This is a genomic window from Micromonospora sp. URMC 105, assembly GCF_051386295.1.
Lineage (GTDB): Bacteria > Actinomycetota > Actinomycetes > Mycobacteriales > Micromonosporaceae > Micromonospora.
On sequence record NZ_JBPQTL010000014.1, the window covers coordinates 46,236 to 60,501 of the forward strand.

Annotated in this window: 14 protein-coding genes; 8 read left to right on the plus strand and 6 right to left on the minus strand. The window is 70.4% G+C overall.

Annotated elements, in window-relative coordinates; all coding sequences use genetic code 11:
- Positions 1 to 92: 92 nt before the first annotated feature.
- Together ACSNN7_RS07495 and ACSNN7_RS07500 are read right to left on the minus strand one after the other, a co-directional pair.
- Entirely contained in the window at positions 93 to 749 is a 657-nt protein-coding gene (locus ACSNN7_RS07495; protein ID WP_436679919.1) for a response regulator, read from the minus strand.
- Positions 737 to 1,963, minus strand: coding sequence for a sensor histidine kinase (locus ACSNN7_RS07500; protein ID WP_436679921.1), 1,227 nt, complete (start codon positions 1,961 to 1,963; stop codon positions 737 to 739). The genes ACSNN7_RS07495 and ACSNN7_RS07500 overlap by 13 nt, the downstream gene beginning before the upstream one ends.
- 168 nt (positions 1,964 to 2,131) lie before the next feature.
- Here ACSNN7_RS07500 and ACSNN7_RS07505 point away from each other — a divergent pair, with 168 nt between their 5' ends.
- The 3 genes from ACSNN7_RS07505 (at position 2,132) to ACSNN7_RS07515 (ending at position 5,019) form a co-directional block, all read left to right on the plus strand.
- Positions 2,132 to 2,362: a hypothetical protein gene (locus tag ACSNN7_RS07505; protein ID WP_436679922.1), complete on the plus strand. Its 231-nt coding sequence runs from the start codon at positions 2,132 to 2,134 to the stop codon at positions 2,360 to 2,362.
- A gap of 599 nt (positions 2,363 to 2,961) precedes the next feature.
- Positions 2,962 to 3,597 (plus strand): hypothetical protein, encoded by a 636-nt coding sequence (locus tag ACSNN7_RS07510; protein ID WP_436679923.1) that lies wholly within the window; start codon positions 2,962 to 2,964, stop codon positions 3,595 to 3,597.
- Between the two features lie 219 nt (positions 3,598 to 3,816).
- Positions 3,817 to 5,019, plus strand: a complete 1,203-nt coding sequence (locus ACSNN7_RS07515) for an MFS transporter (RefSeq protein ID WP_436679924.1) — start codon at positions 3,817 to 3,819, stop codon at positions 5,017 to 5,019.
- A 62-nt stretch (positions 5,020 to 5,081) separates the two neighbouring features.
- Here ACSNN7_RS07515 and ACSNN7_RS07520 read toward each other — a convergent pair whose 3' ends face one another.
- Together ACSNN7_RS07520 and ACSNN7_RS07525 are read right to left on the minus strand one after the other, a co-directional pair.
- On the minus strand, positions 5,082 to 5,651 hold the full coding sequence (locus tag ACSNN7_RS07520) for a sugar O-acetyltransferase (RefSeq protein ID WP_436679925.1): 570 nt from the start codon (positions 5,649 to 5,651) through the stop codon (positions 5,082 to 5,084).
- Positions 5,652 to 6,476: 825 nt separating this feature from the next.
- Positions 6,477 to 7,052 (minus strand): TetR family transcriptional regulator C-terminal domain-containing protein, encoded by a 576-nt coding sequence (locus ACSNN7_RS07525; RefSeq protein WP_436679926.1) that lies wholly within the window; start codon positions 7,050 to 7,052, stop codon positions 6,477 to 6,479.
- 184 nt (positions 7,053 to 7,236) lie between these two features.
- Here ACSNN7_RS07525 and ACSNN7_RS07530 point away from each other — a divergent pair, with 184 nt between their 5' ends.
- A complete protein-coding gene (locus ACSNN7_RS07530) occupies positions 7,237 to 7,956 on the plus strand; it encodes a hypothetical protein (RefSeq protein ID WP_436679927.1) in 720 nt (239 codons plus the stop codon).
- Positions 7,957 to 8,069: 113 nt separating this feature from the next.
- Here ACSNN7_RS07530 and ACSNN7_RS07535 read toward each other — a convergent pair whose 3' ends face one another.
- A complete protein-coding gene (locus ACSNN7_RS07535) occupies positions 8,070 to 8,597 on the minus strand; it encodes a hypothetical protein (protein WP_436679928.1) in 528 nt (175 codons plus the stop codon).
- A gap of 182 nt (positions 8,598 to 8,779) precedes the next feature.
- On the opposite strand from ACSNN7_RS07535, the gene ACSNN7_RS07540 reads away from it, so the two are divergent.
- Complete coding sequence (locus ACSNN7_RS07540) at positions 8,780 to 9,040, plus strand: hypothetical protein (RefSeq protein WP_280838027.1); 261 nt, start codon at positions 8,780 to 8,782, stop codon at positions 9,038 to 9,040.
- Between the two features lie 113 nt (positions 9,041 to 9,153).
- Here the strand turns inward: ACSNN7_RS07540 and ACSNN7_RS07545 are convergent, their stop codons facing one another.
- Entirely contained in the window at positions 9,154 to 11,982 is a 2,829-nt protein-coding gene (locus ACSNN7_RS07545) for a ricin-type beta-trefoil lectin domain protein (protein ID WP_436679929.1), read from the minus strand.
- A 283-nt stretch (positions 11,983 to 12,265) separates the two neighbouring features.
- Here ACSNN7_RS07545 and ACSNN7_RS07550 point away from each other — a divergent pair, with 283 nt between their 5' ends.
- From ACSNN7_RS07550 to ACSNN7_RS07560, 3 genes are read left to right on the plus strand one after another with little or no spacing between them, the layout of a single operon-like run.
- Positions 12,266 to 13,069: a class I SAM-dependent methyltransferase gene (locus tag ACSNN7_RS07550; protein WP_436679930.1), complete on the plus strand. Its 804-nt coding sequence runs from the start codon at positions 12,266 to 12,268 to the stop codon at positions 13,067 to 13,069.
- Positions 13,070 to 13,125: 56 nt separating this feature from the next.
- Positions 13,126 to 13,503 carry a hypothetical protein gene (locus ACSNN7_RS07555; RefSeq protein WP_436679960.1) on the plus strand — a complete coding sequence of 126 codons (378 nt, stop codon included), beginning with the start codon at positions 13,126 to 13,128 and terminating at the stop codon, positions 13,501 to 13,503.
- Between the two features lie 59 nt (positions 13,504 to 13,562).
- Entirely contained in the window at positions 13,563 to 14,117 is a 555-nt protein-coding gene (locus ACSNN7_RS07560; RefSeq protein ID WP_436679931.1) for a Uma2 family endonuclease, read from the plus strand.
- Positions 14,118 to 14,266: the final 149 nt, after the last annotated feature.

Consider the following 14,266-nt stretch of genomic DNA (forward strand, 5'->3'; position numbering starts at 1 on the left):
GTCATCGGCAGGAACTGCGCGCACCAGAAACGCTATTGACGTGGGAGAACGGCGACCATCCCGCGGGCTGCCAGGTCCGGGTACAGCAGGCGCTACCGCCGATCGCCGTCCAGGTAGCGCAGCACCGCGGTGACCCGCCGGTCGGCACGGTCGTCCGGGGGAAGCTGAAGCTTCGAGAAGATGCTGCGGATGTGCTTGTGCACCGCGCCGTCGGTGACGAACAGCCGCTGGGCGATCGCGCTGTTGCCGAGCCCTTCGGCCATCAGCCCCAGCACCTCACGCTCACGCGGCGACAGCTCGCTCAGCGCCGTGTCCGTCCGGCGGTTGCGGGCGAGCAGCTGCGCCACCACCTCCGGGTCGATCACGCTGCCGCCGTCCGCGACGCGGTGCAGCGCGGCGAGGAACTCCTCGACCCGGCCCACCCGCTCCTTCAACAGATAACCCAGCCCGACGGCGCCGACCGAGAACAGGTCGGTGGCGAACGCCTGCTCCACGTACGCCGACAGGACCAGCACCGCCAGGTCGGGCCGGCGCCGCCGGGCCTCCACCGCTGCCACGATGCCCTCGTCGGTATGGGTCGGCGGCATCCGTACGTCCACGATCGCAACATCCGGCGCGTGTTTGTCGACGGCGACCAAGAACTCGCCCGGAGTACCGGCCGTGGCGACCACGTCCAGATCCTCCGCCCGCAGCAGCAGCGCCAAACCCTCACGCAGCAGCGGGTCGTCCTCGGCGATCACGATCCGCATGGCAGCTCCACGTCCATCCTCGTCGGCCCTCCCGGCGGGCTCGTCAGCATCATCCGGCCGTCGTACGCCTCGACCCGCCGACGGATGCCGGTGAGCCCGGAGCCACGTGACTCGTCCGCGTCGCCGTGCCCGTCGTCCTCGATGCTCACCAGCAGTCGGCCACGCTCGCGGCGCACGGCCACGTTCACCTGGCTCGCACCGCTGTGCCGGACGACGTTCGTCAGCGCCTCGGCCACCACGAAGTACGCGGTGGCCTCGACCGAGGCCGCGCACCGCACGGCCACGTCCACCTCCAGTCGGCAGGGCACCGCGCAGCTGGCGGCCAGGCCCGCCAGCGCGCCGGCGAGACCCCGGTCGTCCAGCACGGGCGGCAGGATCCCGCGCACCACCGTACGCAGCTCGCCGAGTGCCTGTTCCGCAGCGTCCTGCGCCTGCCCGAGGATCTCGTCGGCCCGGTCCGGATTGCGGCGTACGGCCCGCCGCGCGGCGCCCAACAACACGTTGACAGCGACCAACCGGTTCTGCGTGCCGTCGTGCAGCGATCGTTCGATCCGGCGCAGTTCGACCGCGTGGGCGTCCAGCGCCGCAGCGCGGGTGGCGGTCAGCTCGGCCACCCGCAGGGACAGGTCGACACCCGGCGGCGGAGGCAGCAGCCACCGACCCGGCCATGCCTGGAGACGGGCCAGGACCGGGGTGAACCAGATCGCGGCGGCCAGCCAGCCCACCCCGAGCAACCCGACCGCGAGTGCCTCGGACAATCCGTCGATGCGCCACCAGACGATCCCCGGCGCGCCGGCGTCGGCAGGGATCAGCCGGTACCACAGCGGGAAGGTGACGTCCTGCACGGCGTAGAGGGGCAGCGCGAGGCCGATCATCCCGGTCACCAGGCCGATGAGCGAGTGCAACGCGACCCAGCCGAGCTCCCGGCGCACGAAGGGGTCGTGCGCCGCCGTCCGCAAGCCGGCCGGCACCGGCCCGGGGGCGGGGATCGGGCCGCCCCAGCGGGACAGCCGGGCACGCTCGCGGTCGGCCACCGAGCGCACCGCCCGCAACGCACCGGGCGCCGCCAGCAGCCCCACCCCCGCCAGGCAGGTCACCGCCACGATCGCCGCCCAGAGCAGCGCGCCCAGCGCCAGCGTGGCGGTGCCCAGCCCTCCGACGAGGTGCTCCAGGGCGTCGACCGAGGCGCGAATTCGGCCCCGCACGTACGCCATCGACCCACCTCCCCCGTCAACATAGGCCACCGCTGACCCCGCCCGGCAACGCAAGGCGCGGAAGGTACAGCCTGCTGTACCACGGTTGTCGAGCTGGCGGGATCGTCCCCGCCGCGCCGCCCACCTAGCGTTGACGGCGTCGAGGAACGTTCACCTGAGGAGGCATTCATGACCGATCCGTACCGCATCGTCGAGGCCCCCGCCCCCGCACCGAAGAAGCCGGGCGGTCTGCTGCGCCCGCTGCTGTGGCTGGTGCTCCTCGTCAGCGCGGCGGCCAACATGGTGCTGTCGACCGCGGTGGACAACCCGTGGATCAGCTCGGCGTTCGGCCTGGTGGCGCTGCTCTGCGGGGTCGCGTTGATCGTGCATCACCGGCGTAACCGCGTGCGGGAGGCGTAGGAACACAAACCTGCCGGTATACCGTCAACCGACTGGCGGTGCCGGCCGAATCGGATGAGGCGAACGCCAGCCAACGCTCGATCGCGGCTGAGTCCGGGTCTGCAAGAGCAACCTGGCCGAGGCAGAACGCTCAGGGATCGACTCCGACAACGACCCGCGAACGATGGAGCGGCTACGAGTGCAGGTATGGCCCGGCTCGCTGGGCGATCCGGTCGTGTTGAAGCGCTGGGTGCCGCTCGCCGCTTAGCGCAACAAAGCCCGGCGATCATGTCCGCATGTGGTGGGACGCGCGTGACAAGCATGTCCCCTGACGGGACAACGGGCACGCTGAATCCACCGCTGAACTGCCCTCTTCTAAGTCAAGGCGGCCGGCGAAGCGGGCCGCGCCAGCCGCGCTCGGCCTGCTGGCGGCGCGAGCGCCGGCATCGGCCGGCGCGCCGGCCAATACTCGCAGCTGCACCCGAGTACGCAGAACCGATGCCTCCGGCGGGATCTTCGACAGAGATGGCCTTTAGGCAGAGGAGCGGTCTACGTGGCGCGGACGGCGGCATGGCCTCTGACGGCATCCCTAAAGTGATCGGATGCGATTGGTTCGAGGGGTGGCGACCACTCTGACCGTCGGTGCGGGGTTGGGCGCCGCCGCGGCTGTCGCCAACAGTGTGCCGCTGCTGCTCGGTGAGGGTGGCAGAGCCCGTGCGGACCGGGGCGCCTGGTCGCAGACGGCGGAGTTCGCGAGCCTGATCCTCGACTCGGGCTGGGCGTGGGCCACGATGGCTGTGGCCGTGGGTTGGCTGGTGAGCAGTGGTCTCCGACCGGTGATGGGGGTGCTCGCCGGGGCGCTGGCGGGATGTCTCGCGCTCATCGACGCCACGATCGTCTACGACACCGTGCCCATGCTGTTCCCGTTCCATGACGGCTTCGAGTGGGGGCAGATGCCATTCTGGTTGGTCGCCAGCCTGGTGTTGGGATTGCCTCTCGGGGCGGTGGGGGCCACCATCCGGCGTCCAGGCCCGGCCGGAATTCTCGCGGCACTCGTAGCTCCCGTCGGAGCGGCTCTCAACATGGTGCTGCCACCGCCAGCGGAAAGCCCTGTGGCGGATTCGGTCACGCTGACCGTCTGGGGCGCCGCCGCGACGGTCACAGTCCTGGTGCTGGTGCTTGCCGTCCGTGCCAGGCGGAGGCGTGATCGCCGGGCTATCCACGGGCCAGTAACCGTCCTCCCCGGCGGGCATTAGCGGGCGCGAGCGGTCACCGAGCTGCCTTCCCCAAGCAGGCTTTCCGGGCATCACGCCCGGCTCGGCGCGATCTTCCGAACTGGCGCTCCGCCCCTGCGTGCCGGCGAGCGGTCCGCAGCTGGTCCGCAGAAGCCCGGCAGACAGCGGGGAAGTGGTGAGGCGCCGAGAGGCATCTCCGCCCCTCGGTCGCGCCTTGATCCCGCGCCTTAGCGTGGCAGGGTGGCAGCACCCCGCATGGCACCGCCGTCAGAGATGAGCCGCCGACTGACGTTCCTGTTCGCGGTGGCGGCGGGAGTGGCCATCGGCAACCTCTACTGGGCGCAGCCGCTGCTCAGCTTCATCGCAGGCGACCTACGCGTCGCGACCGCGACGGCCGGCTGGTTCGTCACCGCGACGCAGGTCGGGTACGCCGTCGGCGTCCTGCTGCTCGTGCCGCTCGGCGATGTCCTCGACCGCCGCCGGTTCGTCCCGGTGATGTTGCTGACCTCAGCCGCCGCGCTGCTGCTGTGCGCGCTGGCGCCGTCGATCGGCGTACTCCTTCTCGCACTGGGCGTGCTCGGCGTGACGACGATTACCGGGCAGGTCCTCACACCGCTCGCCGGGGACCTGGCCGGCGACGCCCACCGCGGCCGGATCGTCGGCATCGTCGGGTCCGGGACCCTCACCGGCATCCTGGCCTCCCGCACGATCAGCGGGTTCGTCGCCGGCACCGCCGGCTGGCGTGCGGTCTTCGCCCTCGCCGCGGTGGTCGCCGTCCTGCTCGCGGTCCTGCTCTACCGCGCGATTCCACCGCTGGCACCGCGGACGCGCATGTCGTACCCACGGCTCATCGCCTCGGTCGGCGCGGTGGTCATGCGCGAGCGAGCGGCCCGATGGACGCTGGTCCTGGCCGCCACCGGGTTCGCCGCGTTCTCGCTGTTCTGGACGGCGCTGACGTTCCTGCTCAGCGGCCCACCGTTCCGGTACCCGGTAGCGGTGATCGGGATGTTCGGGTTGGCCGGCCTCGCTGGTGTCCTTTCCGGCCTGCACGGCGGTCGTCTGCACGACCGCGGTTGGTCGCTTCCGGCCACCGGCGCGGCCTGGGTACTGGCCCTCGGCGCCTTTGTCGTCGCGGGGCTCGCCGGACGGTCGGTCGTCCTCGTCGTCATCGCCATCATCATGATCGATGTTGCCCTCCAGACGCAGGCCCTCCTCAACCGGGCGCGGCTGTTCGCCCTCTCCCACGAGGCCCGCAGCCGGCTCAACACGGCGCTGGGCGTCGGCAACTTCATCGGCGCTGCCATCGGCTCCGCCGCCGCGACCACGCTCTGGTCCGCAGGCGGCTGGACCGCGGTCACGATCACGGGTACGGCGCTCTGCTGCTTCGCGCTCACCGTGTGGGCGCTCGGACGTCGGGGTCCACTCGTGATCGCTCCGCCGTGACGGACGGCGCTGTAACGAACCGCAGTGAAACCTCCCTCACCCGCGCGACGTTCGCAAACGCGTCAGGCTTCAGGTTCAGGAGACGCCGGCTTGAGACGCTTGCGCTCCACGACGCTTGTTGCTGTCACCACGCTCAGCGGCGGCACGTCCTTCGCGACAACGGCGCCCGCGCCGACGACCGAGCCCCGACCGATCGTCACTCCAGGGGTGACCGTGGCTGCGGCGCCGATCCACACATCGTCCTCGATGACGATGGGCGCGTGCGTGATGAAGTCGTACCGTTCGTCGAGCTCGACGGGGTGCCCGGCCGTGCTCAGCGTCACTCGGGGACCGATCAGGACGCGGTCACCGATGGTGATGCCCCCGTAGTCGAGGAAGAAGCATCCCTGATTGATGAACACGCGCTCTCCGAACGATGCTCCAAGCCCGTAGTCGCAATAGAACGGGGGCAGGATGGACAGCGAGTCAGGGATGGGCTTACCGAAGATCTCGGTGAGCACCGTCCTGCGCGCGTCGAGGTCGTCGAACGGCAGCACATTGAGGCGCGAGGTCAGGTTCATGACAAGCTGTACGCGCTCCGCGAAGGCCCGGGACTCGGGCGTCCGTGTTCGTAGGCGTTGCTCGTTGCGCACGTGGCGATCCTGGCACGGTGAGTCAGAGACTGCGTGACGCACCACCGGCACGAGGTGCAAGCCGTCTCCCGCCGGTCCCAGGCGTTCGGGGCGTCACGACCGGTTGAGCGCGCTCTTCCAAACTGACGGTGTACGCAGGCTCGATGCCACGTCCGCCGACTGCGCTGCGGTTCGGTGGCCTCCCCGTCGGTGACTCACACTAGGCGGATGTCGCACCAGGATGCCGCCGGTGACATGCATGCGTGGTCGAGTGCCCGCGTACGCCAGTGGATGAGCACCTTAGGCGAGGACGACGCCCCGCGAGCGGTCAACTGGTGGTTGAAGACGCGATGGCGGGCGCAGTTCCACGTCTACGACCGGGCGTTGACCGCAGAGGCGCGTCGGGAATGGGCCGAGGTGGCGTTGTCGCTGACCGACCACGCCGAGCGGTTCGCCGGCTACGACCGATGGAGTGCCGCTGCGGACTGTTTCAATCTGCGTAGCCTGCTGATTCAGGAACTCGGGTCGGTGCCGGGTGACGAGAACTGGGACCAGGCCGCGCTCGTCCGAAGCGTCCTGGCTGCGGTGACACTGATGCCGGCTGAGGCGAACCAGCTGGCCGGACGCTGCCCACCGAGCAGATCCTGCTCCTTCGCCGCCACAAGAACCTCGTTGCCCCGCTTGCCCCGCTTGTTGATCGGTTGCCTGCCGGGCCCGATGCCGAGCGCGTCCGCACCTGGCTGGCGATCCTGCCGAACTTGCCATAACGCGTCGGGGTCGTGCCCCTCCAGGGTCCGCGTCGGCAGTCCGATTCGCGTCCGCAAGAGCCGCCCACCCGGGCGGGCTTCAGACCGGCGCGAGCAGGGTGTCGAACACCGAGAAGAAGGCGTCGAAGGCGGCGGGGGAGCGGTCGGTGCGTGCCCGGATGAGCGTGCCCTCCCAGGCGTTGACGAGGAAGCCGGCGGTGACCTCGGGGTCCACGTCGGCGCGCACCGTCCCGGCGCGCTGCGCCTCGGCCAGGGTCGTGGCGATGAGCCCGGCCCACGTGTCGAGGCTGTCCCGTACGGCGTCCCGGATGGCGTCGCGATGGTCGACGATCTCGGTGCCGAAGTTGCCGTACAGGCAGCCGCGGTGGTACTCGTGCCCGACAACCTCGTCGCGGAGGAATTCGAAGTGCGCCCGGAGCCGCTGTACCGGGGGGACCGAGGTGTCGGCGAGGTCCGCGAGCCGGAGACTGTCGCCGTACCGCTCGAGCGCCACGATGGCGAGGGCTTCCTTGCTGTCGAAGTGGTTGTAGAAAGACCCCTTCGGTACGCCGGCCGCCTGGGTGATGTCGTTGACCCCGGCGGCGTTGTACCCGCGGGCGTGGAACCGGTCGAGCGCGGCCGTGACGATCTCTTCGCGCGTGCTCTTCCTGGCCAAGACGGACCACCTCCTCGCGCAAATATGACCGGTCGTCTTGGCTCCGTCAAGCCATGGGCGCTGTGATCCAGCGCTCGTTGCCGCACCTAAGACGACCGGTCATATTCGAGCGGTAGCCGGGCAAGCATTGCCTGGTCAACGGTCCCCGACAGGACCGAGCCACCTCAGCGAGGAGAAATCGATCGTGAGCGACCTTACGAACGCCGTCATCAAGGCCCACGGCGGTCTGGACCGCTATGAGCGGTTCAGCTCGGCCACTGCCCATTTCCGCACCGGCGGAGCGCTGTGGGCACTCAAGGGCCAGGAGGGGATCTTCGCCCAGGCTGCGGTACGGGTCGACCTGCGCCGGCAGCACGCCAGTCACTACCCGTTCAAGACGGCCGGCCTGCGCACCTCGTTCACCGCTGAGCGAGTGGCCGTGGAGAGCGACACCGGCGAGGTGAAGGCCGAGCGCTTCGACCCCCGTGCCGCCTTCGCCGGCCACGTCCTCGAGACCCCCTGGGACGACCTGCACGTCGCCTACTTCGCCGGCTACGCCATGTGGACGTACCTGACCACCCCGTTCACCTTCGCGCGGCCCGACTTCCACACCGAGGAGCTGTCTCCCGTGACCGAGGAGGGCGAGACCTGGAACCGTCTCAAGGTCACTTTCCCCGAAGGCGTCGCCACCCACGCCCGGGAGCAGACGTTCTACTTCGACCAGGGCGGGCTGCTGCGCCGGCACGACTACACGGCCGAGGTCCTCAACGCGGGGCGGGCCGCGCACTACTGCTCGGACCACAAGGAGTTCGACGGCATCATGGTCCCGACCCGGCGGCGCGTCTACCCACTGGCTGAGGACGGAACCGTGGTGCGTGACATCGAGCTCGTCACCATCGACGTCGACAATGTCGTGTTCGCCTGACCCCGGGTAGCCGCCGATGTCCCCCTGCCGTGCTATCAGCGGTCAGGGGGAGCATCGGGTTCGTCCGCCAAAGGACGGTGCGAGGTCGCGCGTCGCCGCGTTCGGCTAGGAGATCAATGCCGCCGGTACCTGGCGGCGTCGGTCAAGGCGCTCAACCGGTAGCGCAACGCCCGGGCTTGCCCGATCGACAACACCACCCGGTGGGCGGTGGTGGACACTGTCGCCGTCAACGCCACGACCGGTTCGGCCGCCGGGTGAGTCGTCTGCACCAGCCCCACAGTCAGGATCGACGCCTCGCATCGGTTGGTGTCAACATCAGTCACCCGTGACCGGTGTTCCCCGCGCTGGTGGCACCCAGCCCGGTCGCACCAGCGGGGGTGCCAGGGCCGGTCGGCTGCCAACGCCCCAGTCGCGAATACGTGGACGTGTCCGCATCTCCGTTCGACGCCGGGCGCCGAGGCCGCAGCGGCGGCTGCCGTGAGGCCGGTCGCAGTGATGGCGCCGGTTGTCGGCTCGGAATGGTCGGGGCAGGCGTAGGCCACGGCGTCCAACGCCCCGCCGTCCGATGAACCGCTGTAGACCTCGATGCGGACGGCCGCCGGTTCCCCGCGGCGGTCGAGAACGAACGGTAGATTCGCCATGGGTCGCACCTCCGATGTGCGATCAAGTCCCCCGGTCAGCGTGCGCGCGCGAGCCGGGGGGCGTCGGTTGACAGTGCCAACTACACACCGTACCCATGTTGGCCTCTGATTCGAATATTAGGGTTGGCCAATTGCCAACCCCGAGAGGTTTGGCCTATCTCGATGCCAGCGAAGATGGCCAAGTGGATCTCGACCGGGCTATGCGCGCACTGAGGGTTGCCGAAGAGGCGCTACCGCAGGCGGAGGAACGCGCCGCGCAGGCCGCCCGGCAGATCAAGGCCGACGCCCGCGCCCGGGTTGAGCAGGCTCGCGCCGAGCTGCACCGCGCAATGGTCGCGGAGTACCGGGCCGGCACGCGGCAGGTGGATCTGGTCAAGCGGACGGGCTACTCCCGTGAACGGGTCCGGCAGATCCTGCGGGCCGGCGGCATCGAAGCGGACTGACTCCGGGGCGGACCGGTCGGGAAGCGATCGACGTCGAGTGCCGGACCTGTGTGCGAACAGGCCGGTGGGCCACCGGCGAGGAAACCTCGTCGCCGATGGCCCACCGTTGTTGCTCAGCCGTTGACGACCCAGTGCTGGTGGGCGCCCCCGGCGTACGTCCCGATCTGGGCCTGGGTGCCGTCGGCGGTGCCGGCGCCGGCCGTCTCCAGGACCTTGCCGGACTGCGGGTTCTGCAGCGACCCGTTGGTGTGCGGCTGCCAGACCTGCGCGCCGCTGCCGTTGCAGGTCCAGAGCTGCACCTTGGTGCCGGCGGCGGTGCCGCCGTTGGAGACGTCCAGGCACTTGCCCAGCGCCCGGTAGGTGTCACCGACCCGGCTCCACGTCTGGGCGTTGGTGCCGTTGCAGGTCCAGAGCTGGATCTTCGTGCCGTCGGCGGTGCCCGCGTTGCTGACGTCGAGGCACTTGCCGCCGACACCGGTGATGGTGCCGCCGGACCCGCTCGGGGCGTAGACCTCGAACTCGTAGATGCGGGCCGCGGGGTCGGTGGTGCTGGTCGGCGCGCTGATGTTCAGGCGTACGTAGCGGGCCGAGACCGAGGTGATGTCGTGCGTCGTGGTGCTGGCGGTGTTGCCAGTCACCGTCGCCCGGGTCGTCCAGTTGGACCCGTCAGTGCTGGTGGCGATGGTGAAGTCCTTCGTGTTCCAGGCGGTGTTCTCGCCGCCGGCACCGGCGTGCTTGACCACGAACTTGTTCACGTTGGTGCTGGCCCCCAGGTCGACCTGGAGGTACTTCGTGGTGCCCTTCGAGCACCACTTGTCGCCGTTGCCGCCGGCGACGGAGCCGTTGACCGCCTTGTCCGGGCCCTCGGTGGCGGCGCAGGAGCTGTCCGCCGTGGCCGTCTTGTTCAGCGCCAGGTTGCCGCCGGTGGGCGGCGGGGTGCTGCCGGGGATGGCGTTGAGGGTGTACCAGGCCTCGGTGCTCCACAGCGACTGCCCGCTGTCGGAGGTGAACGGGCGGGGCGAGCGGACGTAGACCACGTGCCCGGCCTTGCGCCCGGCGACGGTCAGGCTGACCTTCTTGCGGTCGGTGGAGAGGGTGGCCGAGGTGACCGTCAGCGTCTCCTCGTCGATCTTCGGGCCGCCGTAGCCGGCCGTCGGCTGGTAGCGCCACTGCTTCACCTTGTAGTGCGCGGCCAGGTTCGCCGCGGTGTCGGTGGAGAGCGGCTGGGTGTACTCCAGCTCGAAACCGGTGGTGGTGGCCCGCATGGCCAGGATGTCGAAGACGCTGGTGCTGTTCGGGGTCAGCTTCTGCAGGCCGTACGAGAGCTTGCCGCTCTGACCCCAGTTGCCGCCGGCGCCGAGGCCGCCGACGTAGATCGCGCCGTCCGGACCGACGTTGACCTCCGAGACGCCCGCCTCCAGGCCCTGGGTGAGCCGGAACAGGGCGCCCTGGTACTCGCCGTTGACCTTCTCCACGTACGCGCGCTGCAGGCCGCCGTAGGTCACGTCACCGATGACGAACTGACCCGTGAACGGGCCGGACTTCAGGTACATCGGGGTGCTCGGGGAGTTGGCGATCTCGTTCTGCGGCATCCAGAGCACCGGCGGGGTCACCGGGTTGGCGTCGAACGGGCCGTCGGGGTTCATGTAGTGGTTGAAGAACCGGCCCTGCTTGACGTGCACCAGCTTCGACGACGGCAGCCAGCCGCCCTGGTTGTCGGTGACGAAGATGCCGTTCTCCGGGCCCCAGCCGATGCCGTGCGGCGTACGCAGGCCGCCGGCGACGTAGGAGACCGCGCCGGTGTCCTTGTTCACCTTGATCGTGGTGCCCCGGTTGGCAGCGGGCTGCGGGTCGGTCGTCGCGCCGCCGTAGTTGATGGAGACCGACAGGTTCAGGTAGAAGTAGCCGGCGTCGTAGAGCAGGCCGAAGGCGAACTCGTGGAAGTTGCCCCCGTACGGCCAGGTGGCGACCGTGTCGAGGCGGTCGGCGACCTCGTCGCCGCTGGTGTCGACCAGCTTGGTCAGCCGTTGCTTCTCCGACACGTAGACCACGCCGTCGACGACCTTGAGCCCCATCGGCTCCTTGAGACCACCGGCGATCTTCTTGGTGGTCACGCTGCCGGGCCCGGTGGACCCGCCGGTGTTGTTGAGGATGTACACCTCGCCGTCCTGGGAGCTGCCGGACTGGTCGCTGCCGCCCCAGGTGGAGATCACCAGGCGGCCGTCGGCCAGCCAGTCCATCCCGGTCACCTTCGGCTGGAAGCCGCTGGGACGCAGGTTGGTCAGGGTGTAGCCGGGATACACGCTGGTCAGCGGCAGGCCGTCGCCGGGGGAGTCGGTGACGCCCTCGCACTCCTTCTTGCCCGGTGCGGTCACCCGGACCACGCCGGCGTCGGTGCTCAGCGCCGAGTTGGGCACCACGACGAAGGACGACGAACCCGGGGTCTTCCACTCCAGGGTGATCTGCTGCCCGCCGGTGCGCTCGAAGTGGTCGATGCGCAGCGGGTGCAGCCCGGCGGTGAGGTTGAGCGTGCCCTCCTTGGGCGGGGTCGGGCCGTGCAGCCCGTCGTGGTTGATGACGACGTTGTCGTCGATCGACAACCGGGAGCCGTCGTCGCTGCTCAGCCGGAACGTGTAGCTGCCGGCCTGGCTGATGTTGAGGTTGCCGAGCACCTGGGAGACGAAGTAGTCGTCGAAGCCGAAGTCGGTGGCCGACGACCAGTTGACGGTGGGCATCAGCTTGTCGACGTTCGGCGTCTGCCCCGGCTTGAGGGTGCAGATCTCGTTCAGCGGCACCTGCACGTCGAAGACGCGCAGCGTGACGCCCGGTTCCTGGGCGGGGGCGGCCTGGGCGGGGACCGCCCAGATGCCGGTGGCGACGACGAGTGCGGCGGTGGTGGTCAGGACAGGACTGCGGAATCGGCGCAGCAGCCGTATGCCCATTGCTCCTCCTGGGAGGGTCGGGGTGGGGGTCCGGCGGCCTGCCAGGAACAACGGTGGGGGAGCGACAGCCGCCGGTGGAGCCCGGTTCGGTCATCGACGCCGACGAGTGACCTGCCCGGAGCTGCGGTGCGCGGCAACATTAACAAACTTCTATCAGCGCGGCTATATCTTTCGTTCATAGATGCAAAAGTTCGATAATGACAAGCGGAAGCTCGTGGGCATTCGCCCGCATCTCGCCCGTCCGCTGTGGAGCGTGCCGGCCCGTCGGCCGTAGGGTGTCGGCATGGCGCACGAGGTATGGGCCGACGGTGCGGCCTACGAGGCGTACGTGGGCCGGTGGAGCCGCCTCGTGGCGACCGAGTTCCTGGCCGGGCTGGACCAGCCGCCCGGTCTGCGCTGGCTGGACGTGGGCTGCGGCACCGGCGCGCTGACCTCGACGGTGCTGGCCCGCACCGACCCGGCCCGGGTGGACGGCGTCGACCCCTCCGAGGGCTTCGTGGCGCACGCCCGCACCCGGGTCGCCGACCCGCGCGTGGTCTTCCACGTCGGCGACGCCCGCGCGCTGCCGCTGCCCGACGCCGCCGTCGACGTGGTCGTCAGCGGCCTGGCACTGAACTTCGTACCCGATCCGGCGCGCGCCGTGGCCGAGTTCGCCCGCGTCCTCTCCCCGGGGGGCGTGGCCGCCGCCTACGTCTGGGACTACGCCGACGGCATGACGATGATGCGGTACTTCTGGGACGCGGCGGCGGCGCGCGACCCGGCGGCGAGGGAGCTGGACGAGGGCCGCCGCTACGCGATGTGCCGGCCCGAGCCGTTGCGCGCGCTCTGGGCCGACGCCGGTCTGCGCGACGTCTCCGTGCGCCCCGTCGAGGTGCCCACGGTCTTCGCCGGCTTCGCCGACTACTGGACGCCGTTCCTCGGCGGGCAGGGGTCCGCGCCCGGCTACGTCAGCTCCCTCGCCGAGCCGGACCAGGCCGAGCTGCGCGAGCTGCTGCGCGCTCGGGTGCCGACCGAACCGGACGGGTCGATCCGGCTCACCGCCCGCGCCTGGGCCGTCCGGGGGATCGCGCCGGCCCGGCCGTCGTGAGTACGGATGCTCATCCGCAGCCGGCCCGGGAGCGCGAGGATCGGGTGGTGAACAGCATGACGCGGGCCCTCGTCGCCGCCCTGGTGCTCGCCGTGGCGGCCGTCGCCACCTGGGGGGCCTGGCTGGGATGGGACACCGGCTACACCACCGACCCCGAGACCGGTGCGGTCAGCGGGCCGTACCAGGCGTGGCAGGTGGCCGGTTGCGTGCTCACCCTCGCCCTGATCACCGCCGTCGCCGGCTGGCGGCTCCGTCCGTGGCTGGTCGCCCCGGTGCTGACCGTCGCCTTCACCGCCGCCTGGACCGTGCACGCGGCCTCGACCGACGACAGCGGGCTCTGGGCGGTGGGGGCGGGGCTGGTGCTGGTCGGCACGGGGCTCGGGACGACGGTGGTGAGCACGGTCGCGCACCTGCTCGGGCGCCGGCGCGGCTGAGAGTCGGGGCGGCGGCGCGCTGACCGGGCCGGCGTCTCCGATCGCCTAGGATGGGGCTCATGAGCGCTGAGGCCGTCGGCATGCACATGCCCGCCGTCGTCACGCTCGACGACGTCGCGGCGATGAACGCCGCCGACCCCAACGGTCATCGCTACGAGACGAGCCCCGAGGGGGTCCTGTCGGTCATGCCGCCGCCCGACTCGGAACACGCGATGATCGCCAGCCGCCTCTTCGCCTGGCTGATCATGGCTGGGTGGCCTGCCGAGCAGGTGCTCCAGGCGGCCGGGGTGCGCATTCCCGGGCCGGACGGCGACGGCGGGCGGATCCCCGACCTGACCGTGTGGCGCAAGCCCCCGCCCCGCGGGGTCTGGTCGGCGGTGGCCGACGTCGCCCTGGTCGTCGAGATCGTCTCGCCCGGTTCGGAGGCCATGGACTCCGTGACGAAGGTCCGGGAGTACGCCAGGGCGGGTATTCCGCAGTACTGGGTGGTGGACCGCGACGGCGGGCAGACCGTCACCCTGCACCGGCTCACCGGGCAGGGCGGGTACGAGGAGCGGGCGAGGATGCCACTGGCCTGGCTGCTGCAGACCTCGCCCGCCGACCACCTCGACTGAGCCGGCACCCGCACGCCTCCGCTCCGGGCGCAATCGCCCGGGCGGCCACCCCCGTCGACGGATAGCCGACAGGACGCCGTACCCCCTTCCGACGCATTGTTTATGCAGGTGGAGGGGTTGCGGGTGGCGGGCCACATCCCATCCCTCCG

Coding starts and splice junctions, on each gene's coding strand:
- ACSNN7_RS07495 (WP_436679919.1), bottom strand. CDS start 749: ATGCGGATCGTGATCGCCGAGGACGACCCGCTGCTGCGTGAGGGTTTG.
- ACSNN7_RS07500 (WP_436679921.1), bottom strand. CDS start 1,963: ATGGCGTACGTGCGGGGCCGAATTCGCGCCTCGGTCGACGCCCTGGAG.
- ACSNN7_RS07505 (WP_436679922.1), top strand. CDS start 2,132: ATGACCGATCCGTACCGCATCGTCGAGGCCCCCGCCCCCGCACCGAAG.
- ACSNN7_RS07535 (WP_436679928.1), bottom strand. CDS start 8,597: ATGGCGAATCTACCGTTCGTTCTCGACCGCCGCGGGGAACCGGCGGCC.
- ACSNN7_RS07545 (WP_436679929.1), bottom strand. CDS start 11,982: ATGGGCATACGGCTGCTGCGCCGATTCCGCAGTCCTGTCCTGACCACC.
- ACSNN7_RS07550 (WP_436679930.1), top strand. CDS start 12,266: ATGGCGCACGAGGTATGGGCCGACGGTGCGGCCTACGAGGCGTACGTG.
- ACSNN7_RS07555 (WP_436679960.1), top strand. CDS start 13,126: ATGACGCGGGCCCTCGTCGCCGCCCTGGTGCTCGCCGTGGCGGCCGTC.
- ACSNN7_RS07560 (WP_436679931.1), top strand. CDS start 13,563: ATGAGCGCTGAGGCCGTCGGCATGCACATGCCCGCCGTCGTCACGCTC.